Raw genomic sequence first — 21,970 nt, 5'->3', positions numbered from 1 at the left:
ACCGCCACCGGGCCTGGTGCCCGGTGGCGTTTCCCACCCGCATCTCGCTGACGTTCCCGGCTTCTCAGCCGCCGGTCAGTATCCCGATATGGCGCACCCAGGTGATCATCGGGTCCGGATAGATCCCCAGCACGATCACCAGCGCAGCCGCCCCCAGCACCACCACGCCGCCAGCCTGGTTCGCCCAGTTCTCGGGCGCGTCATGCCGTTGCATGCCGGCCTCGGCGAGAAACAGCGTGACCATCACCCGCAGGTAGTAGTAGAGCCCGATGGCACTGCCCAGGATCACCGCACCGACCAGCCACCAGCGCTCGGCCTCGACGCCCAGGGCAATGATGTAGAACTTGCCGATGAAGCCGGCCGTCAAAGGGATCCCCGCCATCGACAGCAGGGCGATCGTCAGCACCGCAGTCAGGTAGGGGCGCCGCCAGAACAGTCCGCGATAGTGGTGCAGCCTGGCCGCATCCCCCCCACCATCGGAGCTGGCGACAGGGGTGCTGGAAACCAGCGTGACCACACCGAAGGCGCCCAGGGTGGCGAGCAGGTAGGTCACCAGGTAGACCCCGGAGGCCTCGATCGACAGGCCGTCGCCGATCACCAGCGCCGTGAGCAGGTAGCCGAAGTGGGCGATCGACGAATAACCGAGCAGGCGCTTGAGGTTCGACTGGGTCACCGCCAGCAGGTTGCCGACCAGCATGGAGAGAATTGCCAGCACCGCCAGCACGTCGTGCAGCCTGCCATCCTGGAAGGCGGGTGCCGCCATCACCAGTCGCAACAGCACGACGAATACGGCCACCTTGCTGGCCGTGGCCAGGAAGGTGGCCGCCGGCCCCGGCCCCCCTTGGTAGACGTCCGGCGTCCACATGTGAAACGGCACCACCGATAGCTTGAAGCTCAGCCCCATCAGCATCAGTGCCGCCCCGGCCAGCCCCCAGGCGCCGAGATCGCCGCCGAGACGCGCGGCCAGCCCGGCGAAGTCCAGGCGGCCGGTCTCGGCGTACAGGAGTGCCATGCCGAACAGCAGGAAAGCGGTCGCCGCCGCCGAAAGGACCAGATACTTCACGCCCGCTTCGAGGGAACGGCGCTCGCCATAGACATACGCCAGCATGCCGTAGAGCGGTATCGACAACAGCTCCAGGCCGAAGAACAGCGTCGCCATGTGCGTACTCGCCGACAGCACCATGCCGCCGGCCGTGGCACACAGCAGCAGCAGGTAGAACTCCTCGCGGGGACCGTCGTGGTGCGCCAGATAGGCATGCGCCAGGGTCGCGCAGGCCAGCGCCGCGACCAGGATCAGCACCGCGGCGAAGATCGCCAGGCCGTCGATCGCCAGCATCGGTGCCGCCAGCGGTGCCATGCGCCACACGCCGATCAGCGAGAGCAGTGCCAGATTGAGACCCACCACGGTGACGATGGCAATGCCGGTGTGGTGGCGCCGCCAGGCGATCGCCAGCATCACCAGGATGGCCGTGGCGCAGACCAGGATCGGCGGGGCAAGCGCCAGCAAGTGCGTCGCGGTCAACGTCATGGTGTCCCCGTCTGCAGAGTGGTCGACTGTGAAGCGGCGCCGAACAGGCGCTGCACCTCGCCCATGGCCGCGCCGGTGGTATCCAGCAGGGGCTGGGGATAGAGCCCGAACAGCAGCACCAACCCCAGCAGCGTCAGCATCATCAGGTATTCACGGTGGTCGAGGTCGGCGAAGATTCCGTCACCCTGCGGCGGGCCGAAGTACACCCGCTGCATCAGCAACAGGGAATAGATCGCCGCCAGCACCAGGCCGACACTGGCGATCACCACCACCCAGGGTGCCACCGGGAAGCTGCCGAACAGGATCAGGAACTCGCCGAGGAAGTTGGCGGTTCCCGGCATGCCCAGCGAGGCGGCGACGAAACACATCGAGAATCCCGGCAGGCTGCCCAGGCGCGCCCAGAGGCCTCCCATCTCGCGCATGTCACGGGTGTGCAGCCGCTCATAGAGCTGCCCGCTGAGAAGGAACAGCCCCGACGCCGAGAAGGCGTGGGCCACCATCATCAGCACAACCCCCTGCAGGGCCAACTGAGTGCCGGCGTAGATACCGATCAGCACGAATCCCATGTGGGCGATGCTGGTATAGGCGATCAGCCGCTTGATGTCCTGCTGGCCGCAGGCCAGCAGCGCCCCATAGAAGATGCCGATCAGGCCCAGGGTCATGGCGACCGGGGCAAACGCCTGCGAGGCCTCGGGAAACAGTGGCAGGGCGAAGCGCAGCATGCCGTAGGCCGCGGTCTTGAGCAGGATGCCCGCCAGGTCGACGCTGCCCGCGGTGGGCGCCTGGGCGTGGGCATCGGGCAGCCAGCCATGCATCGGCACCACCGGCAGCTTAACGGCGAAGGCGACGAAGAAGCCCAGCATCAGCCACATCGCCGTGCCCTCGGAGAGCTCCGTCTGCATCAGTGTGGCGTAGGCGAAGGTGTACTCGCCGGTCTGGGCATGGTGGGCGAACACCAGGCCGAGGATCGACACCAGCATCAGCAGCCCGCTGGCCTGGGTGTAGATGAAGAACTTGGTCGCCGCCCGGATGCGGGTGCGTCCTTGCGAGCCGCTGTGCCCCCAGAGCGCGATCAGGAAATACATCGGCACGAGCATCGCTTCCCAAAAGAAGAAGAACAGGAAGAGGTCGATGGCCAGGAACACCCCGACTACGCCGCCGAGGATCCACAGCAGGTTGAGATGGAAGAAGCCGACGCGGTGCACGATCTCGTGCCACGAGCAGAGCACTGCCAGTACGCCCAGAAAGCCGGTCAGCGCGATCAGGACCAGGGACAGGCCATCGAGCGCCAGGTGGACATCAATGCCGAAACGCGGAATCCATTCCACGCGCCATTCCATCGACCAGCGCAGCGACTCACTGGCCATGCCGGCATTGCCCAGGTGATAGTCCCCGTGGAGCCAAAGCCCCAGCGTGATCGCAAGTTCGAGAAGCATCGTCGCCAGCGCGATCCAGCGTGGGGCCAGATCACCGAAGCGTTCTGCCTGCCAGCACAAGAGGCCCCCGATGAAGGGGATCAGGATCAGCCAGAGCAGCGTCATAGGCGGTGCCTTCCCTGTCGTTGGAACATCGACGCTGCTGGCCCGACGGTGGGGGCCTGCAGCGTCATCCTCGTCATACCCTCAGCACCAGGGCCAACAGCACCAGTGCCACGCCGGCCACCATGGTGCCGGCATAGAGCCGCAGCTTGCCGGTCTGCGTAACGCTCAAGCCCCGGTGCAACGCCCACGCCAGCCAGCCCGCCAGCAGCAGCAGTCGGTCGAGGAAGTCGCTGCGCAGCACTCGCACCAGGCCGCGATAGGGCCGCACGAACAGCCGGTCGTAGGCAATGTCGAAGCCCCAGGCCCTGTGCCAGAGCCACCACAGGCGCGCCTCCCGGCCGCCGGTGAGACGCTCGGCCAGCCAGTGCTGGCGGGCGAGGAACAGCCAGGCCGCCACGGCCAGGCCGCCCAGCGAGACAATCGCCGCCAGGATACCCAGCACGGTGTGTCCCGCCCCATGGGCCTCAGCCCCGGGACCGGCCGGCAGTACGCCCGACAGCGGCGGGTGGATCCAGGCGCCGAGAAAGGTCGAGAGTACCGCCAGCACGATAAGCGGCAAGCCATGCAACGGGCCGCGGCCGGCCTCGGCATGACGGGCCTTGTCGCTTTGCGGCTCACCATGGAAGGTGCCGATAATCAGCCGCACGGTATACAGGGAGGTCAGGAAGGCACCGACCAGCCCGGCCAGCATCAGGCCACCATGGCCCGCGGCCAACGCCTCCCAGAGGATCTCGTCCTTGCTGTAGAAGCCGGCGGTGATCAGCGGCAGCGCCGCCAACGCCGCCCCACCGACCAGGAAACCTCCATAGGCCAGCGGCAACTTTCGCCACAGGCCGCCGAGCCGTCGCATGTCCTGCTCGTGGTGACAGCTGACGATCACCGCCCCGGCGGAGAGGAATAGCAGCGCCTTGAAGAAGGCGTGGGTCATCAGGTGGAAGATCGCCGCCTCGTAGGCGCCGACACCCAGCGCCAGGAACATGTAGCCGATCTGGCTCATGGTCGAATAGGCCAGGACGCGCTTGATCTCGGTCTGGGCGAGCGCGGCGAATCCGGCCATGAGCAGCGTCAACGCGCCGATAACCCCGACTAGGGTGAGCACCCCCGGGGCCAGCTCGAAGATGCCGTGCAAGCGGGCGATCAGGTAGACCCCGGCGGTGACCATGGTGGCCGCGTGGATCAGGGCCGAGACCGGCGTGGGGCCCGCCATGGCGTCGGCCAGCCAGGTGTGTAGCGGCAGCTGGGCGGACTTGCCCAGCGCTCCACCGAGAATCAGCAGCGCCGCCAGCCGGGGCTGCCAGCCGCCTTCCTGCCAGACCTGCGGTGCACGCGCCAGGAGCTCGCCGATATCCAGCGTGCCCAGTTCGCGAAACAGCAGGAACAGGCCGATCGCCAGGAAGACATCGCCCACGCGAGTGACGATGAACGCCTTGAAGGCCGCCCAGCCGTTGGCCGCGGTCTGATAGTAGTAGCCGATCAGCAGGTAGCTGCAAAGCCCAACGCCCTCCCAGCCCAGGAAGAGCAGCATCAGGTTGTCGCCGAGCACCAGCAGCAGCATGCTGGCCACGAAGAGGTTCATGTAGGCGTAGAAGCGTCTCGTCCCGGCCTCGCCCTGCATGTACCAGGCGGCGAACAGGTGAATCAGGAAGCCCACGCCGGTAATGATGCCGAGCATGGTCAGCGACAGGCCGTCCAGGGTGAGGCCGATGGTGGGCCGGAAGTCGCCGACCGCCACCCAGGTCCATAGCGTGATGCCGATGCTCTGCCCGCCTCCGGCCAGGAATCGCCAGCCCACCCAGGACGCGACCAGTGCCGCCAGTCCCACGATGGTCACCCCGACCGCCGCACAGGCCCGGGCATCGAGGCGACCCCGCGACAGGGCGAGGATCAGCGTGCCGGCAAGCGGGAGCAGGAAGGTCAGTGGCAGTAAGGACATCGGCGGTTCCTCATCCGTGCATGCGGCTGGCAGCATCCACGTCCAGCGTCTTGAAACGGTGATGGAGCTGAATCAGCAGGGCCAGGGCGATACTGGCTTCGGCCGCCGCCAGGGTGATCACCAGCAGGAACATCGCCTGCCCCTCGGGCTGTCCCCAGCCGGTGCCGGCGACGATGAACGCCAGCGCCGCGGCATTGAGCATGATTTCCAGGCTCATCAGCACGAACAACAGGTTGCGCCGACAGATCAGGCCGGCGACGCCCAGCACGAACAGGATGGTGGCCAGCACCAGGCCGTGCTCCATGGGAATGCCGCTCATGAGACCTCCTTTCGGGCCCCGGCGTCACGACGGCCTTTCGGCGAGGTCGGCCCCGGCAGTCTCCCGACGTGCGAGGCGGTCACCAATGCCGCCAGCAGCAGCATGGCGGCGAGCTCGACGACCACCAGCCAGGGACCGAACAGCAGCGTGCCCACCGCCTTGGCGGTCAGCATCTCGCCGGCGATCATCCGTCCGCCATCGCCGCTCCACAGCGTCGCGATCAGAGTCACCAGCAACACCGCGGACAGTACCGCCGGCCCAAGCCAGACCTGTGGCCTGAGCCAGGCGCGCTCCTGGTCGACGCCCTCTCGGCCGAGGTTGAGCATCATCACCACGAACACGAACAGCACCATGATCGCCCCGGCATAGACGATCACCTCGAGCGCCCCGGCAAAGGGCGCGCCCAGCGCGAAGAACACCAGCGCCACGGCAATCAGCGAGACGATCAGATAGAGCAGCGCATGCACCGGGTTGGTATTGGTGATCACCCCGAGAGTGGCCAGCACCGCGACCAGGCCACTCAGATAGAACGCGATCTCCATGCCATTTTCCTCGCAGGTGTCAGGGCAACAGGGTCTTGACGTCGATGGGCTCGGCCTCGTCCTGCGCCTGGCCCTTGTCCTTACCGGCGATCGCCAGCCCCGCCACCTTGTAGAAGTGGTAGTCGTGATCCTTGCCGGGCCCGTTGATCAACAGGTCTTCCTTCTCGTAGACCAGCTCCTGTCGTCGGTACTCACCCATCTCGAAGTCGGGGGTGAGCTGGATCGCCGAGGTCGGGCAGGCTTCCTCGCACATCCCGCAATAGATGCAACGCGAGAAGTTGATACGAAAGAACTCCGGGTACCAGCGGCCATCCTCGCGCTCGCCCTTCTGCAGCGAGATACAGGCCACCGGGCAGGCCACCGCGCAGAGGTTACAGGCCACGCAACGCTCCTCGCCGTCGGGATCGCGGGTCAGCACGATGCGTCCGCGATAGCGCGGTGGCAGCTTGACCGCCTCCTCGGGATAGTTGAGCGTCTCCCGCTTGCGAAAGCCGTGCATGAAGATCATGCCGAGCGTCCGCAACTGGGAAACCGTGCCCTTGAGCACCTTCATCAGCATCATGTCGCTCCTCTTCATGGCGGGTCGACTCACAGCGGGTCGGCGATAAGGATCACGGCCCCGGTCACCAGCAGGTTGATCAGGGTCAGCGGCAGGCAGAACTTCCAGCCGAAGCTCATCACCTGGTCATAGCGTGGCCTGGGCATCGCGGCTCGCAGCAGCATGAACAACACCAGGAAGGCACCCGTCTTGAGCGCGAACCAGACGATCGGCGGCAGCCAGGGGCCGTGCCAGCCGCCGAAGAACAGCGTGACGATCAACGTCGAGATCAGCACCATGCCCACGTACTCGCCGATGAAGAACATGCCGAACTTCATGCTCGAGTACTCGACGTGGTAGCCGTCGGCCAGTTCCTGCTCGGCCTCGGGCTGGTCGAAGGGTGCTCGGTGAGTCACCGCGATCCCGGCGACCAGAAAGGTCACGAAGCCGAAGAACTGTGGCACCACGAACCACAGGCCCTGCTGGGCGTCGACGATCTCGCGCATGTTGAAGGTGCCCGCCATCGCCACCACGCCCATCAGCGAAAGCCCCATGAACACCTCGTAGGAGAGGGTCTGTGCCGAGGCGCGCATGGCACCGAGCAGCGCGTACTTGTTGCCGCTCGACCAGCCGCCGAGCAGCACCGAATAGACGTTGATGCCGGCCATGGCGAGGAAGAACAGCAGACCGATATGCCAGTCCGACACCCCCCAGCCGGGGGTGATGGGAATGATGATGAACGACAGCAGCAGCGAGGCCATCGCGATCACCGGCGCCAGCACGAACAGCGGTCGGTCGGCGAACGGCGGGATCCAGTCCTCCTTGAAGAGGATCTTGATCAAGTCAGCGACCAGCTGCAGCGAGCCGAACGGCCCCACCCGGTTGGGGCCGTAGCGGTCTTGCCAGAGCCCCAGCAGGCGCCGCTCGACCACCGTCAGTACCGCCCCAAGCAGCACCACCCCAACAAGGATCACCACGCCCTGCAGCATGGCAGTCAGGCTGGCGACGAGCTGCTCGGACGGCCAGTTCATGAGTGAGCCTCCACGCCGGGCCCGCCAGCACTGGACACGGTCAGGCGTGCCCACTCCCCGGCCGCCGGGGCCGGCGCGCAGCCAGCCGGGACGCCGACGACCCCCTCGGGCAGCGTCGCATCCCGACGCACCGTCAGCGTGAGCGAGCCAGTGTGGCTGGCAATCACCATCCGGTCGCCGTCGCTCACGCCCAGGCGCGTGGCATCGTCGATGGTGAGCGCGAGGGTGGCCGGTGCAGCACGGGCAAGGATCGGCGCCGCCCGTGACGAGGTCTCCTCACCACCGAACAGCCGTGGCAGAATCACCACCTGCCACTCGCCCTCGCGAGCGCGAAAGCCCTCGGGAATCACTGTCGCATAATCATGATCCCCGGGATGCGGCGCGATCAGGCGTACGCCGGGATCACCAGCGCGCAGGTGGCCGCCGACCTCGTCGGTGAACTTGTTCCAGGCCTGGGGCGAGTTCCAGCCCGGCGCCCAAGCGAAGGCCACCTCCTCGCGGGGGCGGTCGTAGCCGTTATAGCCCTCCATCGAGAAGGTGAAGGGCGAATCCGGATCCTGAGGGACACGCGGCTCGTTGACGTCGATATGGGCACGCATCGCGGTACGCCCGCTGGAGCGATGCGGCTCGCGGGCCAGCTTGAGGCCGTGCACCCGGCTGTCGGCATCCGGTGCGGCGGCAACAATCGCGCTCAGCGCGGGATAGGCATCGGCACAGTCTCGGGTCACGGCATCGAGCGTGATGTCGGCGACCTCATGGCGCTGGATATCCGCGCGCAACACGTGCAGCCAGCGCCAGCTCTCGCGGATCCGCGTTTCGGGGCGGAGATAGGCGGGATCGAAGACCTGGAAGAAGCGCTGGGCACGACCTTCGAGGCTGACCAGGGTGCCGTCGGCCTCGGCGAAGCTGGCCGCCGGCAGGCCCAGATGCGCCCACGCCCAGGTAGCAGTGCGCTGATGGTCGAGCACCACCACGGTCTCGGCGGCCGCGAGCGCAGCCTCGATGGGTGCCGCGGGCAGGCGCTGATAGAGGTCGTTCTCGAGAATCACCACGGCGTCGGCGCGCCGGCTGGCGAGTTCATCGAGCGCCCACTCCAGCGGCTTGCCCCCCATCATCGCCAGGCCCGTGCTGTTGGCCTCGCGACGCACCAGCAAGAGCCCTCCCCGGCGCGCGCGACGCGCCAGGGCCCGGGCCACGTTGCCGGCGGCCTCGAGGATCGCCTCCGAGCCCAGTGAGCCACCGCTGATCACCAGGGGGCGCTCGGCGGCCATCAACCGCACCGCGATATCCCGAGCCGCTTCTTGCATGGCCGGGTCTAGCCCGGCTACCGCTGGGGCCTTGTCATCGATCTCGTGGGCCACCGCGAACCCCAGCCGGGCGATATCGTCCGGGGCCAGAGCCCAGCGGGCCGCGGTCACGTCGTCCAGGTCGGTGGCGGTCGGATAGGCGATGAACACCGGGTGATAGCGGTTCTGCCCCAGGGTGCGTACCGCAGCATCGTTCCAGGAGGGAATATCCCGCTCGGCGGCCAGCGCCTCGAGACGTGCCTGGGCGGCTTGACGCACCGCCAGGCCGAGACGCGCTGCGCTGGCGATCAGGTCCTCACCGAGAATGAACACGGCGTCATGTTGCTCGACCTCGCGAAGCGTCGGCGTGGGCAGCCCACAGCTGTGGTTCAGGGCCTGCATCGCGGCCAGGCAGCGCTGTTCGGTGGCCGCGATGCCGGTAGAGAAGACATCGTCGCCGACCAGCTTGCGCAGCTGGTGGTTGCTTTCCAGGCTGGCGCGGGGCGAGCCGATACCAATCACCCGCCGGGCACTGCGCAACCGGTCGGCGCCGTGATCCAGGGCGGTATCGACCTCGAGGGTCACGCAGGCATCATCGCGATCACTGCGCCATTCGGGCAGGCGCGGGCGGTCATCGCGATTGACGTAGCCATGGCCGAAACGGCCGCGATCGCAGAGGAAGAAGCGGTTGACCTCGCCGTGGTAGCGATTCTCGATACGCCGGAGTTCGCCGTAACGCTCGCCGGGGCTGATGTTGCAGCCCATCGCACACTGGTGACAGATGCTCGGCGCGAACTGCAGGTCCCACTTGCGGGTGTAACGCTCGGCATGGGTCTGGTCGGTGAACACACCGGTGGGGCAGACCTCGGTGAGGTTGCCGGAAAAGGGACTTTCCAGCACCCCATCCTGATGGCGGCCGAAGTAGATGTTGTCGTTGGCGCCGAAGGCGCCGAGGTCCTGGCCACCGGCATAGTCGCGATAGAAGCGCACGCAGCGGTAGCAGGTGATGCAGCGATTCATCTCGTGGCCGATGAACGGCCCCAGGTCCTGGTTGCGGTGGGTGCGCTTGCTGAAGCGGTAGCGCCGACGGTCGTGGCCGGTCATCACCGTCATGTCCTGCAGGTGGCAGTGCCCGCCCTCTTCGCACACCGGGCAGTCATGGGGGTGGTTGATCATCAGCCATTCGACGACGCTGGCACGGAATTCACGCGCCTCGTCATCGTCGATCGAGATCCGGGTACCATCGGCCGACGGGGTCATGCACGACATCACCAGCATCCCCTGGGTGTCGTCCTCGTCCTTGTACTGCTTGACCGCGCACTGGCGACAGGCGCCGACGCTGCCCAGCGACGGATGCCAGCAGAAGTAGGGCACGTCGAGGCCCAACGAGAGGCAGGCAGCCAGCAGGTTATCTCCCCCGTCCACCTCGTATCGCCGACCGTCCACGTGAATCGTCGCCATGGCCTTACCTCACCTGCTGGTGAATGAATCCCGGCGTCGAATCGGCCTGGGCAGCATGCGACGGCGGTGCCACGCCACGCTCGAACTCGTCGCGGAAGTACTTGAGCGCCGACTGCAGGGGCATCGACGCACCCGGCGCATGGGCACAGAAGGTCTTGGCCGGCCCCAGGTCGTCGGCGAGCTTGTCCAGCAGCTCGAGGTCGCCGCTTTCCCCCTCGCCCCTCTCGAGCGCCTGGAGCAGCTTGACCGTCCATGGCAGGCCGTCTCGGCAGGGCGTGCACCAGCCGCAGGATTCCCGGGCGAAGAACTGCTCGAGATTACGCACCAGGGAGAGCACGCTCTGATCCTCGTTGACCACCGTCAAGAGGCCGGTACCCAGGCGACTACCCAGCTCGCCGATGGTATCGAAGTCCAGGGCCTGGTCGAGATGCTCCGGCAGCAGGAAGCCGGTACTGCCGCCACCGGGAAGCCAGGTCTTGAGCGCGCGGCCATCGCGCATGCCGCCGGCTCGCTCGAGCAGCTCACGCCCCGTGGTGCCGATCGGCAGTTCCCACAGGCCGGACCGCACCACCTTGCCGGAGATACCATACAGCTTGGTCCCGCCATCCTCGCTCACATCGGCCGAGAGGTCCTGGTACCAATCGGCGCCATGGCGCATCACCGCCGGCGCATTGCACAGCGTCTCGACGTTGTTGACCACGGTGGGCTTGCCCCAGGCACCGGACTGACCGGGGAACGGCGGCTTGTCCCGGGGGTTGGCACGCTGGCCCTCCAGCGAGTTGATCAGTGCCGTTTCCTCGCCGCAGATGTAGCGCCCGGCACCGGTGTGCAGGACGATATCGAAGTCGAAGTCGCTGCCGGCGATGTCGCGGCCCAGCCAACCGGCCGCACGTGCCTCCTCGAGCGCGCGGGCCAGCGAGCGGGCGGCGTCGACGTATTCACCTCGCAAGAAGATGTAGCCGTAATATGAGTGGTTGGCGTAGGCGGCCAGGATCATGCCCTCGATCAACAGATGGGGCTGTTGTTCGAGCAGCAGGCGGTCCTTGAAGGTGCCGGGCTCCATCTCGTCGGCATTGCATAACAGGTAGCCACGAGGAATATCCGGTCCCTTCATGGTCAGGCTCCACTTCATGCCCGCCGAAAAGCCGCCTCCTCCACGGCCACGCACATTGGCCGTCTTCATGGTCGCCACCACATCCTCGGGCGACTGGCGATCGAACACCTCGCGCACGGCGGCGTAGCCATCCTTCGCGACATACTCGTCGAGGCCTACCATGGCGCCGTCCTCGCGCAGCCGCCAGGTCAAGGGATGGGTCTCGGCACGGCGCTCGGCGGCGCTCTGCCGCAACTGGCTGTGGTAACGCGCCACACTCATGGGAAACCCTCCAGCAGTTCGGCCACGTCATCCGGGGCGACGGGGCCGTAGGTCAGGTCATCGATCATCAGCGCCGGGCCGCGATCGCAGGCCCCCAGGCAGCACACCGGCAACAGCGTGAAGCGACCATCCCCGGTAGTCTGCCCGTAGCCGATGCCGAGTCGCGCCGACAGCGCGTCGCGCAGTGCCTCGTAATCGTTGAGAAAACACGCACTGCTGTCACAGACCAGGATCACATGACGCCCTACCGGCTGACGGAAGATCAGGCTGTAGAAGGTCGCCACACCCTCGACATCGGCGACGCCCACGCCCAGTACCTCGGCAATCGCCGGGATTGCCGCATCTGGCACCCAGCCGTGACGGCGCTGGACGATCTTGAGTGCCTCGATGCAAGCCGCCTGAGGCTGCTCGTAGTGCTCGCGCTCGTGCTCAATGGCACGACGTTCCTCGTCGGTGAGTGCGAAACCGTCACTGGCAAGAGTCCGGATAGTGTCGGTCATGGTCAGCGATCCACGTCGGCCATCACGAAATCGATACTCCCCAGGTGGGCGATCAGGTCGGGCACGAAACCGCCGCGCATCACAGACGGAATCTGCTGTAGGTGGGGGAAACTCGGCGTGCGGATACGGGTGCGGTAGCTCATGGTGTTGCCGTCGCTGGTGAGGTAGTAGCTATTGATTCCCTTGGTCGCCTCGATCATCGCCATCGACTCGCCCGGCTCGAGCACCGGGCCCCAGGACACCTGGAGGAAATGGGTGATCAGCGTCTCGATGTGCTGGAGCATGCGCTCCCGCGGGGGCGGCGTGGTCAGCGGATGGTCGGCCTTGTAGTCGCCGGCCGGCATGTGGTCGACGCACTGCTGGATGATGCGCAGGCTCTGACGCATCTCCTCGATGCGCAGCTGGCCACGATCGAAGGCATCGCCATGGCTGCCCAGCGGCACCTCGAAGTCGAAGTGCTCGTAGCCGCCGTAGGGGCGCTGCTTGCGCAGATCGAAGTCGCAGCCGGTGGCACGCAGGTTGGGCCCGGTGACGCCCCAGGAGAGCGCCTCGCGGGTGGTGAAGGCAGCGATGTGCCGGGTGCGCTCGCGCACGATGGCGTTGTCCATCATCGCCCGCTCGTATTCGCGCAGACGCTTGGGCATCCAGTCGAGGAAGCCCTGCACCAGCGTGTCCCACCCCCGGGGCAGGTCCATGGCCGTGCCACCGATGCGGTACCAGGCCGGGTGCATGCGAAAACCGGTAATCGCCTCGATCACCTCATAGGCCTTCTGGCGGTCGGTGAAGGTGAAGAACACCGGCGACATCGCCCCCAGATCCTGCAGGTAGGTGCCCAGGAACAGCAGATGGCTCGAGATGCGGAACATCTCGGCCATCATCACGCGAATGACCTTGGCGCGCTCGGTCACCTCGATGCCGGCCAGCTTCTCCACCGCCAGGATGTAGGGGTAGTTGTTCATCACCCCGCCGGTGTAGTCGATCCGGTCGGTGTAAGGGATGTAGCTGTGCCAGGACTGACGCTCGCCCATCTTCTCGGCGCCGCGGTGGTGATAGCCGATATCCGGCACGCAATCGACGATCTCCTCGCCATCGAGTTGCAGCACGAGACGGAACGCCCCGTGGGCCGAGGGATGGTTGGGGCCTAGGTTGAGGAACATGAACTCGGTGTTCTCGTTCTCGCGCCGCATGCCCCACTCCTCGGGCTTGAACTGCAACGCCCGCTGCTCGATACCCTGACCTTCCACGGTCAGGGTGTAGGGATCGAACTCGGTGGCACGGGCGCCATGCTCCTTGCGCAGTGGATGCCCCTGCCAGGTCGGTGGCATGAGGATCCGCGTGAGGTGCGGGTGACCACGAAACGCGATGCCGAACATGTCCCATACTTCACGCTCGTACCAGTTGGCATTGGGATAGAGCGAGATCACGGAGGGCAGCGCCAGATCGTCCTCGTGCAAGGCCACCTTGAGCATCACGTCACGGTTACGCGAAATCGACAGCAGATGGTAGAAGACCGTGAAATCGGCCTCGGGCAAGCCATGACGGTGGGCGCGCAGTCGTTCGTCGATCGCCGAGAGGTCGTAGAGCATCTCGAACGGCTCAGGCATGTCGCGCAGGAAGCGCAGCACTTCCTCGAGGGAGTCGCGGGCGATCCACAGCACCGGCATCCCGGTCAGGGTCGGTTGCACGAGGAGCGCATGATCACCGAAGCGCTGCCTGAGCGCGCCGATGATCGGGTCATCGGTGACGACATGTTCGGCGGTCGGGGTCTCAGTGCTCATGGACGTCGGCAAGCTCCTGCGTCGAGAAAGGGGATCGAACGCGGCGTCAGAGGCTGTCGGGGCTGCGCAGCTCGGTGGCCTGGATGCGCCGATCGCGATGCTTCTCGCGCTGCGAGGGCATCTCGGCACGGTACACACCCTGGTCGCCGACCACCCACGACAGCGGACGGCGCTCCTCCTGGATCGCGTCCTGGAGCAGTTGCAGCCCCTGCAGGAAGGCTTCCGGACGCGGCGGGCAGCCCGGTACATAGACATCGACCGGCAAGAACTTGTCGACGCCCTGGACTACCGAGTAGATGTCGTACATGCCACCGGAGTTGGCGCAGGAGCCCATCGAGATCACCCACTTGGGCTCGAGCATCTGGTCGTAGAGCTGCTGGATGACCGGTGCCATCTTGATGAAGCAGGTGCCGGAGATGACCATGAAATCGGCCTGGCGCGGGGAGGCGCGGATTACCTCGGCGCCGAAGCGGGCGATGTCATGCGGCGCGGTGAAGGCGGTGGTCATCTCCACATAGCAGCATGACAGGCCGAAATTGTAGGGCCACAGGGAGTTCTTGCGCCCCCAGTTGACGGCCAAATTGAGCACCTCCTCCAGCTTGCCGGTGAACACGCTGCGATGAACCTGCTGCTTCATCGGATCGTCCTCGACTCGATGCGACTCACCGAGCGGATAGCGGGCTTCCGCTGCCACACTGTCTTCGGCACGCGTCAAGGTATAGGACATGCAACTCCTCCAGCGACATTCGGCAAGGGATGAGGTGATGGCTGACCGTGCCAGGCTATCGCTGGCTCGATATCAGCTCGGGTCGTCACGCGTCCTGCGCCCGGGCGCCCAATCGAGGGCACCGACGCGGCTGTCGTAGACCAGCCCGGCCAGCAGGATGACGATGAACACCGCCGCGCCGGCAAAGCCTGTCCACCCTACCTCGCGGACCGACACCGCCCAGGCGAACAGGAAAACGGCTTCGATATCGAAGATCACGAACAGCATCGCGACCAGGTAGAACTTGGCGGAAAAGCGCTGACGGGCGCTGCCGGCGCCGATCACACCGGACTCGAAGGGCAGGGACTTGCTGGGTCCCTGACTGCGACCACCGAGCAGGAAGGAGAGACCGACCAAGACCGCACACAGGGTTACCACCGCCAGGATGAAGAGTCCCGTCGCCCAGTACTCGGCAATCAGTGCAGTGGTATCGTGCTCCATTATTGGCCTCTCGAAGCGCATCTCCCTGGCCGAACGGGGCATGCCTCAATTCATTGCCGCCGACCTCGATCCCTCATCATCGCGCCCCACCAACCATCGGGCAAAATCGCAACATAACGACAAGCCTAGAGGATGATCGGCATTTTTCCGAGCCTTTCCCACCAACGGGGCTCAGCACAGTGGGGCCAACCAGGCCTCGGCGAGCATCAGCACCAGCGCATAACGGCTGCCCTTGGCGACCAGGATCAGCGCCGCGGCACGCCACCAAGGCAGCCGGAAGACGCCGGCCAGCACCGTCAGCGGGTCACCGACCACCGGCATCCAGGCCAGCAGCAGACTCCATTCACCAAAGTGGCAATACCAGCGCTCTCCCCGGGCCAGCCCTGCGGGGCTTACGGGAAACCAGCGCCGTCCCTGGAAGTGGCGCGCATAGCGTCCCAGGGCCACGTTGATCAGGCTGCCCAGGCTGTTGCCAGCAGTGGCCACGACCCAGAGCATCCCGCCGGGATGGCCCTGACACCACTCTCGGGCCAACCACACCTCGGAACCACCGGGCAGCAGGGTGGCGCTGGCCAGCGCCACCAGGAAGAGGGTCAGCATGGCACCGCCCCCTTACCCTGCAGTAGGCTAGTGGCTTCTTTCGACCGCAATGACGTGACGCTGATGGCCGCCCCTCGCTCGATACCCAACACCCTGACCATCGCCGGCTCCGACCCCAGTGGCGGTGCCGGCATCCAGGCCGACATCAAGACCCTCTCGGCCCTGGGGACCTATGCTACCAGCGTGATCACCGCCCTGACTGCCCAGAACACCCGTGGCGTCAGCGGGGTTCACCCGGTGCCAACGGACTTCATCGGCGCCCAGCTCGAGACGCTGTTCGACGACATCGACATCGATGCCGTGAAGATCGGCATGGTGGCCAGCCGGGAGGTGGCCGAGGTGATACGCGAGGCCCTGGCCCCCCGGCGACCGAGCTGGATCGTGCTCGATCCGGTGATGGTGGCCAAGAGCGGCGACATCCTGGTCGACGACGTCGGCATCGCGGCGGTCCGCGAGTGCCTGGTACCCCTGGCCGACCTGATCACCCCCAATCTGCCGGAGGCCGCCGTGCTGCTGGGCTGCTCGGTACCCGAGAACCGCGCCGGCATGGAAGCGCTGGTCCCGGGGCTGCGCTCGCTGGGAGCCGGTGCCGTGCTGCTCAAGGGCGGGCACCTGCAAGGCGAAAGCTGCCCCGACCTGCTGATCACCGCCGACGCGATAACCTGGATCGAGGGCCTCCGGGTCGACACCGCCAACCTGCATGGCACCGGTTGCACCCTCTCCTCGGCGATCACCGCTCGCCTGGCCCTTGGCGACGCCCTGCCCGATGCCGTAACCACCGCCAAGGCCTGGCTGGAAACGGCACTGGCGGCCAGCTCGCGGCTCGATGTGGGCCGGGGCCAGGGACCGGTCCACCACTTCCACGCCGAGTGGTAGCCCTTCGGGGCTTCGCCCGAGCCAAGCCCGGCGAGGGAACATCTGTTAGCTATACAGAACCTAAACAAAAGAATATTGTCCGTACAGGATAATCCCTTTTTTGAGAGGTTCACCATGCCCCTGACCTGCACCCGAAGTGCACTCTTGCTGGCGACCCTGGCCGTCGCGACCACGGCGACAGCCGAGACCGTGGAGATAGAGGGCGCCAGCTTTCCGGCCACCATCGAGACTGACGATCGCCGTTACGAGCGGATCGGCCATGGCCTCTTCCGCTACATGATGTGGGACGCCTATGCCGGCGCCTACTATCAGGCCCAGGGCTTTCCGCGCCCGGCCCCCCTGTCCGATGTGCCACGCCGCCTGGAGCTCGAGTACTTCCACGACATCGAGGCCGAGGAGTTCGCCGAGGCGACTCGCAAGAGCGTGCGCGAGGCCCTCGACGACGACAGCTACGCCGAACTGGCCTCACCGCTGAAGGCCTTCAACGAGCGCTATCGCGATGTCGCACCCGGCGACCGCTACGCCCTGACCTGGAATGGCGACCACCTGACCCTGGCCCTGAATGGCGAGACCCTCTTTGAGGGCGACGACCCGGCGCTTGCCAGCGCCCTGTTCGGTATCTGGCTGGGCGAGGACCCGCTGGGCGAGGAGTTCCGTGACGACCTGCTGGGGCGTTGAGATGGCGACATGCTAGGCTTGGTCGTTCACGATGACAGCACAGGAGGCCCCGCCCGATGAAGGCCCTGATCCAGCGCGTCAAACGCGCCAGCGTGGAAGTGGACGATCGCGAGGTGGGCGCCATAAGCGCGGGGCTACTGGCACTGGTGGGCGTCGAGAAAGGTGACGATGAGCCGGCTGCCGACCGGCTGCTGCACAAGCTGCTGCACTACCGAGTATTCCCCGATGAAGCAGGCAAGATGAACCGCAACCTCCAGCAAGCCGAAGGTGGCCTGCTGCTGGTTTCCCAGTTCACCCTGGCCGCCGATACCCGCAAGGGGCTGAGGCCCAGCTTTTCCAGCGCGGCCCCGCCCGCCGAGGGCGACCGCCTCTTTCACTACCTGCTGGGGCGCGCCGAGGCGGCCTGGCCAAACGTCGCCAGCGGCGAGTTCGCCGCCGACATGCAGGTCTCGCTGATCAACGACGGGCCGGTGACCTTCCTGCTCGAAAGCTGAGGCAGAGCGAGGCGTAAAGAACGTGGCGCAAGCCTGCCGCCAGACAAGCCGCGTATCGTTACTCAAGGTAAGCCTATAATTCAGAGATGATGGCGCAGGGTAGCGAATGCTATGAAACATGGATCTTCAAAGCACCTCTGGTGGTTCGTCCCCCTGGTGCTGCTGGTGCTCGTCGTCGCCATCGTGCAGCTGATGTCGTGGAACTTCCTCAAGCCGCTCATCGTCGAGCGCATGGAAGCGGCGACCGGGCGCTCGGTGGCCATCGAAGGCGACGTGACGATCAATTTTTTCCCTCGCCCGGCGATTTCGTTGTATGAGGTCAGTATCGGCAACCCGCAATGGGCGACCTCACCACAGATGCTCGAGGCGCAGCGTTTCAGCGTCTCACCCTCCCTTGGCGATCTGCTCGATGGCGAGTTCGTGCTGGACACGGTCGAGATCGCAGGTCCGGTCCTCAACCTTGAACAACGCAGCGACGCCCCTGGCAACTGGGTGTTTCGGGATACCCAGGAGGGAGATGCCGAGCAGCCATCTGCAGCCGATGGCCCGTCGACACTGCCGGTTACCATTCATCAGCTCTCCCTTTCCGACGCACAGATTCGCTACCGCGCGCCCCAAACCGAGACGCCGCTGAAGCTGACGATCCCCTCAATACAGATCCGCCGTGACAGCGAGGCCCTGAACAGCGAGGCGACGTTCATCTTCCGGGAACGTCGCTTTCATCTCGAGACACGTACCGATTCCCTGGAAGCATTGCTGGGCGGGGCAGAGCCATTCGGTGGCGAGATATCGATCGGCTCCGAAGATGACCGACTGAAAGGCACCTTAACCCTGCCCCAGCTTCCGTCACTGTCGCCCCTCCAGGCTGACGCCGGGCTCAGCGTGGCGGCAACCGCCGACTGGGCCCAATGGCTGGGGCTGCCTGCCGTGGAGCTCGGTGGCCTCGAAGTATCGACCCGTCTCGCCCGCGAAGGCAGCGAATGGCAACTCAGCGAGATCGATGCTTCGGTACTCGATAGCCGCATCACCGGCGAGCTCGGCGTAAAGCTTGCCAGCGAAGCCCCGGCCCTGAACGGCCACCTGCACGCCACCCGGATAAATCTCGCCGCCTGGCGAGAGGTCCTGCCGGAGGAAGAGAAAACGGCAGGCATCGCCATTCCGATTCTGCCGGATCTGCGTGGAAAAGTGGCGCTGTCAGTGGATCAACTGGCGATGGAAGAGAGAGTCCTGGAGGAGCTCGAGGCCGAGGTGCACCTCGGCAAACACTCGCTCGCTCTCGAGCCGATCGCCTTCACCGTCGCCGGCGGCCGGGTCGAGGCCAGCGCCGACCTGAGCAGCAACCCCGATAGGCTATCGGCAGAGGCGCAGATCGGGCTGGACAACCTCGACATGAGAGCCTTGGGGTTCGCCCTCGAACCGGGCAACACCCTGTCCGGCGAAGTTACCTTGCGCCTTTCCCCGCTGGAGCAGCGCCCCGCCTTCGAGCTCGACACCCTGCTTGCGAACCTGGAGATCGACGATGGCAGTTTCTCCTACCGCAACCAGGACGCCGGAAGCGACCTCCATCTCTCCCTGGCCACCGGCGAGGTACCACCCCTGCGGCTCAGTCTGGACGGCAGCTTCCGCGACAAGCCACTGACAATGGAGATCCAGGGCGACTCCCTGCCCGGGCTGGTCGCGCTGGACGAGGACTACGGACTCGAGGCCCAGGCCAGCTCCGGGACTCTGCAGGCCCGGGCCGACACCACCCTGGCCTCGCTACTGGATCCCACGACAATCGCCGGCGATCTGATGCTTCAGGCCCCGGGTGCCAGCGACCTGGAAGCCTGGCTAGGGCCGGTGCTGCCTCCCCTGCCCGAGTTTCGCCTCGCGGGTCGCCTGGCGCGGGACAACGAACGCTGGTCTGCGACCGGGATCGAAGGCGGGATAGGCGGGGCCCGTGTCGCCGGCAGCGTCGAGGTTCAGGCTACCCAGCACCCCAGGGTGCAGGCCGACCTGGAGGCGGGGCGTATCGTTCTTGCCCGCCTTCTTCCCGATACCGCTGAGACAGGCGGCGAGACCAACGAGCAGGCCGCGGGTGATTCCCTGCTGGCACCGCTGCATGGCTTCGATGGGCAACTCGATCTGCGCGCAGACAGCCTGGTGCTGGCCGACGGCACCATACTGCAGGGGCTTGTGCTGAATGCCGGCCTCGAGGCGGGGAGTCTGGTCGTCGACCCTCTCCGCTTCGGTCTCGCCGACGGTTCGGCCAACAGTCGCCTCGTGCTGGACGCAACAGGACAGGCGGGATCGGGAAGCCTCGACGTGGTCATCGACGACCTGTCACTGGTCAGGCTGGCCGAGACCTTCACCCCGATGGAGGAGCGGCTGGGCAGACTGTCCGGGGAGCTGCACCTGGAGATGAGCGAAACCCTGCCCGTGGACAGACGCGACGACCTCCTGCTGCCGTTCATCGGACGGATGATGTTTGAACCCTCGACGCTGCGCTTCGAGGACCCCGAGGCCGGCACCGAACTCACCCTGAGGCTCGAGACCCGTGGCCTGGGGGAGGGCGATCGACGGTTCCATCTGGAGGGCGAAGGACGCTACGACGGCGGCCCGGCATCGCTCTCACTGGTGGGTGATCCGCTGCTCGATGCCCGCGATCCGGACCGATCCTATGCGGTAGACCTCGAGGTCGAGGCCGTCGATAGCCGGCTGGCGCTGCAGGGTACGCTGCTGCGACCCCTTGCCCTGCAAGGCCTGGATCTGCAACTCACCCTGGAGGGCCCCAATCCCCGGCGCCTCAGCCGGCTGCTGGGGGTGGCGCTGCCGACGCTCCCGCCCTATTCGGTATCGGGGAACCTGGACCTGAACGACCAGCGCTGGACGCTCGACAACATGGAAGGGGATATCGGTAACAGTGACCTCGACGGCCGACTGATGCTCGATACGCGTCCCCGGCCACTGCGACTGGAAGGCGAGCTGCATTCAAATTCCCTCGACATCGCGGACCTGGGGGTGCTCATCGGGGCAAACCAGGAGAACGAGGACGAGGATCGCTTCGTGTTGCCCGATACGCCCTTCATCGGGGAAGGCTGGCACGCCGTGACGGCGGACGTGCGCTATCGGGGAGAATCGGTGCAGGCGGGGAATGTTCCCCTTAGCCAGGTGGTCATCGATTTTCGCCTGGAGGAGGGACGTGGCCGCTTCCAACCCGTCCGTTTCGGCGTGGGCGAAGGAAGTGTCGATCTCACACTTGACCTGGATGCCGGCACAGTACCACCCGGTGGAAGCATGCAGGTGGAGATGCGCCGCGTGGATCTGAACGATGTCCTGCGCCACTGGAACCTGGCCAATGAAAGCGCGGGTATCGTAGGAGGGCGCGGCAAATTCTGGATCGAGGGCCGATCGATCGCCCAGCTTCTGGCGTCGGCAGATGGTGGTCTGCTCATGCTGATGACCGGCGGCAGGCTCGATGCAATGCTCGTGGAGCTGGCCGGACTCGACGCTGGCCAGGCGTTCTTCAGCTGGCTGCGCGGGCGTGAGCCGATTCCCATCGAGTGCGTCTATGGCGACCTACAGGCACGCAACGGTGTCACCAAACTGGATACCTTCGTCATCGACACTCTGGATACCACCTTCACGGCCGGTGGCGAGGTAAACCTGAACACGGAGCGCCTGGACATCTCCATCTTCGCCCACCCCAAGGATGCCAGTGTCTTCACCGGTCGCGCGCCCTTTCATCTGGGCGGAACCTTTGACGACATCGAGGCAGGTGTCCATGGTGGCGGCCTGGGAATGCGCGCCGGTGCCAGTGCCGTGCTCGGCGCCCTAGGCGGTCCCATCGCCGCCCTGCTGCCCTTGCTGGAAATGGGCGTCGGCCCGGACATGGCGTACTGCGACGGGCTGGTCAGTCGCTCGCGTGAAGCGATCAGAGACGAGGAGGGCGGGCCATGAATCGACACATCTGGATCGGCGTTCTGCTGGCAGTGGCACTCCTCGCGGGCTGCGTCGACAACCCCATCAATGAGTCCGCGCGGCTCGAGAACCAGGACTCACCCCAGGCGGTGAGAATCAAGGCTCGGCTCCTCGAGGAACCGGACCTGGCGGGGTCGGCCATCGACGTGGACCTGAACGGTGACCAGGCCATCCTGAGCGGCTTCGTCGAGACGACAGAGCAGCGAGAACGGGCCGAAGCCATTTCGCGAGACCATGAGCGGGTGAAATCGGTGGACAACCGGATCACCGTGAAATAACCCGATAATTTCTACCGTGTGCAATCCGCCGACTTGGTCAGCCAG

19 protein-coding genes are annotated in these 21,970 nt (G+C 65.9%); 5 read left to right on the top strand and 14 right to left on the bottom strand.

The window, feature by feature from the left end; translation table 11 throughout:
• Positions 1-64: 64 nt before the first annotated feature.
• The 14 genes from nuoN to BMY30_RS11420 form a co-directional block, all read right to left on the bottom strand.
• Positions 65-1,528: an NADH-quinone oxidoreductase subunit NuoN gene (gene nuoN, locus BMY30_RS11485; protein WP_089713779.1), complete on the bottom strand. Its 1,464-nt coding sequence runs from the start codon at positions 1,526-1,528 to the stop codon at positions 65-67.
• Positions 1,525-3,069, bottom strand: coding sequence for an NADH-quinone oxidoreductase subunit M (nuoM, locus tag BMY30_RS11480; protein ID WP_089713777.1), 1,545 nt, complete (start codon positions 3,067-3,069; stop codon positions 1,525-1,527). The genes nuoN and nuoM overlap by 4 nt, the downstream gene beginning before the upstream one ends.
• 73 nt (positions 3,070-3,142) lie before the next feature.
• A complete protein-coding gene (gene nuoL, locus BMY30_RS11475) occupies positions 3,143-5,002 on the bottom strand; it encodes an NADH-quinone oxidoreductase subunit L (RefSeq protein WP_089713775.1) in 1,860 nt (619 codons plus the stop codon).
• Between the two features lie 10 nt (positions 5,003-5,012).
• Complete coding sequence (gene nuoK, locus BMY30_RS11470) at positions 5,013-5,321, bottom strand: NADH-quinone oxidoreductase subunit NuoK (RefSeq protein ID WP_089713773.1); 309 nt, start codon at positions 5,319-5,321, stop codon at positions 5,013-5,015.
• Positions 5,318-5,863, bottom strand: coding sequence for an NADH-quinone oxidoreductase subunit J (nuoJ, locus tag BMY30_RS11465; RefSeq protein WP_089713770.1), 546 nt, complete (start codon positions 5,861-5,863; stop codon positions 5,318-5,320). Before nuoJ ends, nuoK begins: the two co-directional genes overlap by 4 nt.
• A 19-nt stretch (positions 5,864-5,882) precedes the next feature.
• Positions 5,883-6,422: an NADH-quinone oxidoreductase subunit NuoI gene (nuoI, locus tag BMY30_RS11460; RefSeq protein ID WP_089713900.1), complete on the bottom strand. Its 540-nt coding sequence runs from the start codon at positions 6,420-6,422 to the stop codon at positions 5,883-5,885.
• A gap of 29 nt (positions 6,423-6,451) precedes the next feature.
• A complete protein-coding gene (gene nuoH / locus BMY30_RS11455) occupies positions 6,452-7,432 on the bottom strand; it encodes an NADH-quinone oxidoreductase subunit NuoH (protein ID WP_089713768.1) in 981 nt (326 codons plus the stop codon).
• The gene (gene nuoG, locus BMY30_RS11450) at positions 7,429-10,179 is read right to left on the bottom strand and encodes an NADH-quinone oxidoreductase subunit NuoG (protein ID WP_089713766.1); all 2,751 of its coding nucleotides are present in this window, start codon (positions 10,177-10,179) and stop codon (positions 7,429-7,431) included. The genes nuoH and nuoG overlap by 4 nt, the downstream gene beginning before the upstream one ends.
• A gap of 4 nt (positions 10,180-10,183) precedes the next feature.
• Positions 10,184-11,554, bottom strand: coding sequence for an NADH-quinone oxidoreductase subunit NuoF (gene nuoF, locus BMY30_RS11445; RefSeq protein ID WP_089713764.1), 1,371 nt, complete (start codon positions 11,552-11,554; stop codon positions 10,184-10,186).
• The gene (nuoE, locus tag BMY30_RS11440) at positions 11,551-12,054 is read right to left on the bottom strand and encodes an NADH-quinone oxidoreductase subunit NuoE (RefSeq protein ID WP_089713762.1); all 504 of its coding nucleotides are present in this window, start codon (positions 12,052-12,054) and stop codon (positions 11,551-11,553) included. Before nuoE ends, nuoF begins: the two co-directional genes overlap by 4 nt.
• A gap of 2 nt (positions 12,055-12,056) precedes the next feature.
• Entirely contained in the window at positions 12,057-13,832 is a 1,776-nt protein-coding gene (gene nuoC, locus BMY30_RS11435) for an NADH-quinone oxidoreductase subunit C/D (protein WP_089713761.1), read from the bottom strand.
• A gap of 46 nt (positions 13,833-13,878) precedes the next feature.
• Entirely contained in the window at positions 13,879-14,559 is a 681-nt protein-coding gene (locus tag BMY30_RS11430) for an NADH-quinone oxidoreductase subunit B (protein ID WP_089713759.1), read from the bottom strand.
• Positions 14,560-14,631: 72 nt separating this feature from the next.
• Entirely contained in the window at positions 14,632-15,039 is a 408-nt protein-coding gene (gene ndhC, locus BMY30_RS11425) for an NADH-quinone oxidoreductase subunit A (protein ID WP_089713757.1), read from the bottom strand.
• A 171-nt stretch (positions 15,040-15,210) separates the two neighbouring features.
• Positions 15,211-15,639, bottom strand: a complete 429-nt coding sequence (locus tag BMY30_RS11420; RefSeq protein ID WP_089713755.1) for a YqaA family protein — start codon at positions 15,637-15,639, stop codon at positions 15,211-15,213.
• A 63-nt stretch (positions 15,640-15,702) separates the two neighbouring features.
• Between BMY30_RS11420 and thiD the strand changes: the two genes are divergently transcribed.
• The 5 genes from thiD to BMY30_RS11395 all read left to right on the top strand — a co-directional run bounded on the left by thiD (position 15,703) and on the right by BMY30_RS11395 (position 21,925).
• The gene (gene thiD / locus BMY30_RS11415) at positions 15,703-16,515 is read left to right on the top strand and encodes a bifunctional hydroxymethylpyrimidine kinase/phosphomethylpyrimidine kinase (protein ID WP_089713753.1); all 813 of its coding nucleotides are present in this window, start codon (positions 15,703-15,705) and stop codon (positions 16,513-16,515) included.
• 114 nt (positions 16,516-16,629) lie between these two features.
• Entirely contained in the window at positions 16,630-17,193 is a 564-nt protein-coding gene (locus tag BMY30_RS11410; protein WP_089713751.1) for a chalcone isomerase family protein, read from the top strand.
• Positions 17,194-17,249: 56 nt separating this feature from the next.
• Positions 17,250-17,687 (top strand): D-aminoacyl-tRNA deacylase, encoded by a 438-nt coding sequence (gene dtd, locus BMY30_RS11405; protein ID WP_089713748.1) that lies wholly within the window; start codon positions 17,250-17,252, stop codon positions 17,685-17,687.
• 111 nt (positions 17,688-17,798) lie between these two features.
• The gene (locus tag BMY30_RS11400) at positions 17,799-21,626 is read left to right on the top strand and encodes an AsmA family protein (RefSeq protein WP_089713746.1); all 3,828 of its coding nucleotides are present in this window, start codon (positions 17,799-17,801) and stop codon (positions 21,624-21,626) included.
• Positions 21,623-21,925 carry a BON domain-containing protein gene (locus BMY30_RS11395; RefSeq protein WP_089713744.1) on the top strand — a complete coding sequence of 101 codons (303 nt, stop codon included), beginning with the start codon at positions 21,623-21,625 and terminating at the stop codon, positions 21,923-21,925. Before BMY30_RS11400 ends, BMY30_RS11395 begins: the two co-directional genes overlap by 4 nt.
• The last annotated feature ends 45 nt before the right edge of the window (positions 21,926-21,970 follow it).

It is taken from the genome of Halomonas daqiaonensis (genome assembly GCF_900109725.1).
Classification (GTDB): domain Bacteria; phylum Pseudomonadota; class Gammaproteobacteria; order Pseudomonadales; family Halomonadaceae; genus Halomonas; species Halomonas daqiaonensis.
Note: the sequence above shows the minus strand (reverse complement) of the source record. Positions and strands in the feature narration are given on the sequence as shown.

Excerpts from the sequence above, each read along its gene's own strand:
- dtd (WP_089713748.1), top strand. The coding sequence starts at position 17,250 with ATGAAGGCCCTGATCCAGCGCGTCAAACGCGCCAGCGTGGAAGTGGAC.
- nuoN (WP_089713779.1), bottom strand. The coding sequence starts at position 1,528 with ATGACGTTGACCGCGACGCACTTGCTGGCGCTTGCCCCGCCGATCCTG.
- nuoC (WP_089713761.1), bottom strand. The coding sequence starts at position 13,832 with ATGAGCACTGAGACCCCGACCGCCGAACATGTCGTCACCGATGACCCG.
- BMY30_RS11400 (WP_089713746.1), top strand. The coding sequence starts at position 17,799 with ATGAAACATGGATCTTCAAAGCACCTCTGGTGGTTCGTCCCCCTGGTG.
- BMY30_RS11430 (WP_089713759.1), bottom strand. The coding sequence starts at position 14,559 with ATGTCCTATACCTTGACGCGTGCCGAAGACAGTGTGGCAGCGGAAGCC.
- nuoH (WP_089713768.1), bottom strand. The coding sequence starts at position 7,432 with ATGAACTGGCCGTCCGAGCAGCTCGTCGCCAGCCTGACTGCCATGCTG.
- ndhC (WP_089713757.1), bottom strand. The coding sequence starts at position 15,039 with ATGGAGCACGATACCACTGCACTGATTGCCGAGTACTGGGCGACGGGA.
- BMY30_RS11410 (WP_089713751.1), top strand. The coding sequence starts at position 16,630 with ATGCCCCTGACCTGCACCCGAAGTGCACTCTTGCTGGCGACCCTGGCC.
- nuoJ (WP_089713770.1), bottom strand. The coding sequence starts at position 5,863 with ATGGAGATCGCGTTCTATCTGAGTGGCCTGGTCGCGGTGCTGGCCACT.
- nuoF (WP_089713764.1), bottom strand. The coding sequence starts at position 11,554 with ATGAGTGTGGCGCGTTACCACAGCCAGTTGCGGCAGAGCGCCGCCGAG.
- nuoL (WP_089713775.1), bottom strand. The coding sequence starts at position 5,002 with ATGTCCTTACTGCCACTGACCTTCCTGCTCCCGCTTGCCGGCACGCTG.
- nuoK (WP_089713773.1), bottom strand. The coding sequence starts at position 5,321 with ATGAGCGGCATTCCCATGGAGCACGGCCTGGTGCTGGCCACCATCCTG.
- thiD (WP_089713753.1), top strand. The coding sequence starts at position 15,703 with ATGGCCGCCCCTCGCTCGATACCCAACACCCTGACCATCGCCGGCTCC.
- nuoE (WP_089713762.1), bottom strand. The coding sequence starts at position 12,054 with ATGACCGACACTATCCGGACTCTTGCCAGTGACGGTTTCGCACTCACC.
- nuoM (WP_089713777.1), bottom strand. The coding sequence starts at position 3,069 with ATGACGCTGCTCTGGCTGATCCTGATCCCCTTCATCGGGGGCCTCTTG.
- nuoI (WP_089713900.1), bottom strand. The coding sequence starts at position 6,422 with ATGCTGATGAAGGTGCTCAAGGGCACGGTTTCCCAGTTGCGGACGCTC.
- nuoG (WP_089713766.1), bottom strand. The coding sequence starts at position 10,179 with ATGGCGACGATTCACGTGGACGGTCGGCGATACGAGGTGGACGGGGGA.
- BMY30_RS11395 (WP_089713744.1), top strand. The coding sequence starts at position 21,623 with ATGAATCGACACATCTGGATCGGCGTTCTGCTGGCAGTGGCACTCCTC.
- BMY30_RS11420 (WP_089713755.1), bottom strand. The coding sequence starts at position 15,639 with ATGCTGACCCTCTTCCTGGTGGCGCTGGCCAGCGCCACCCTGCTGCCC.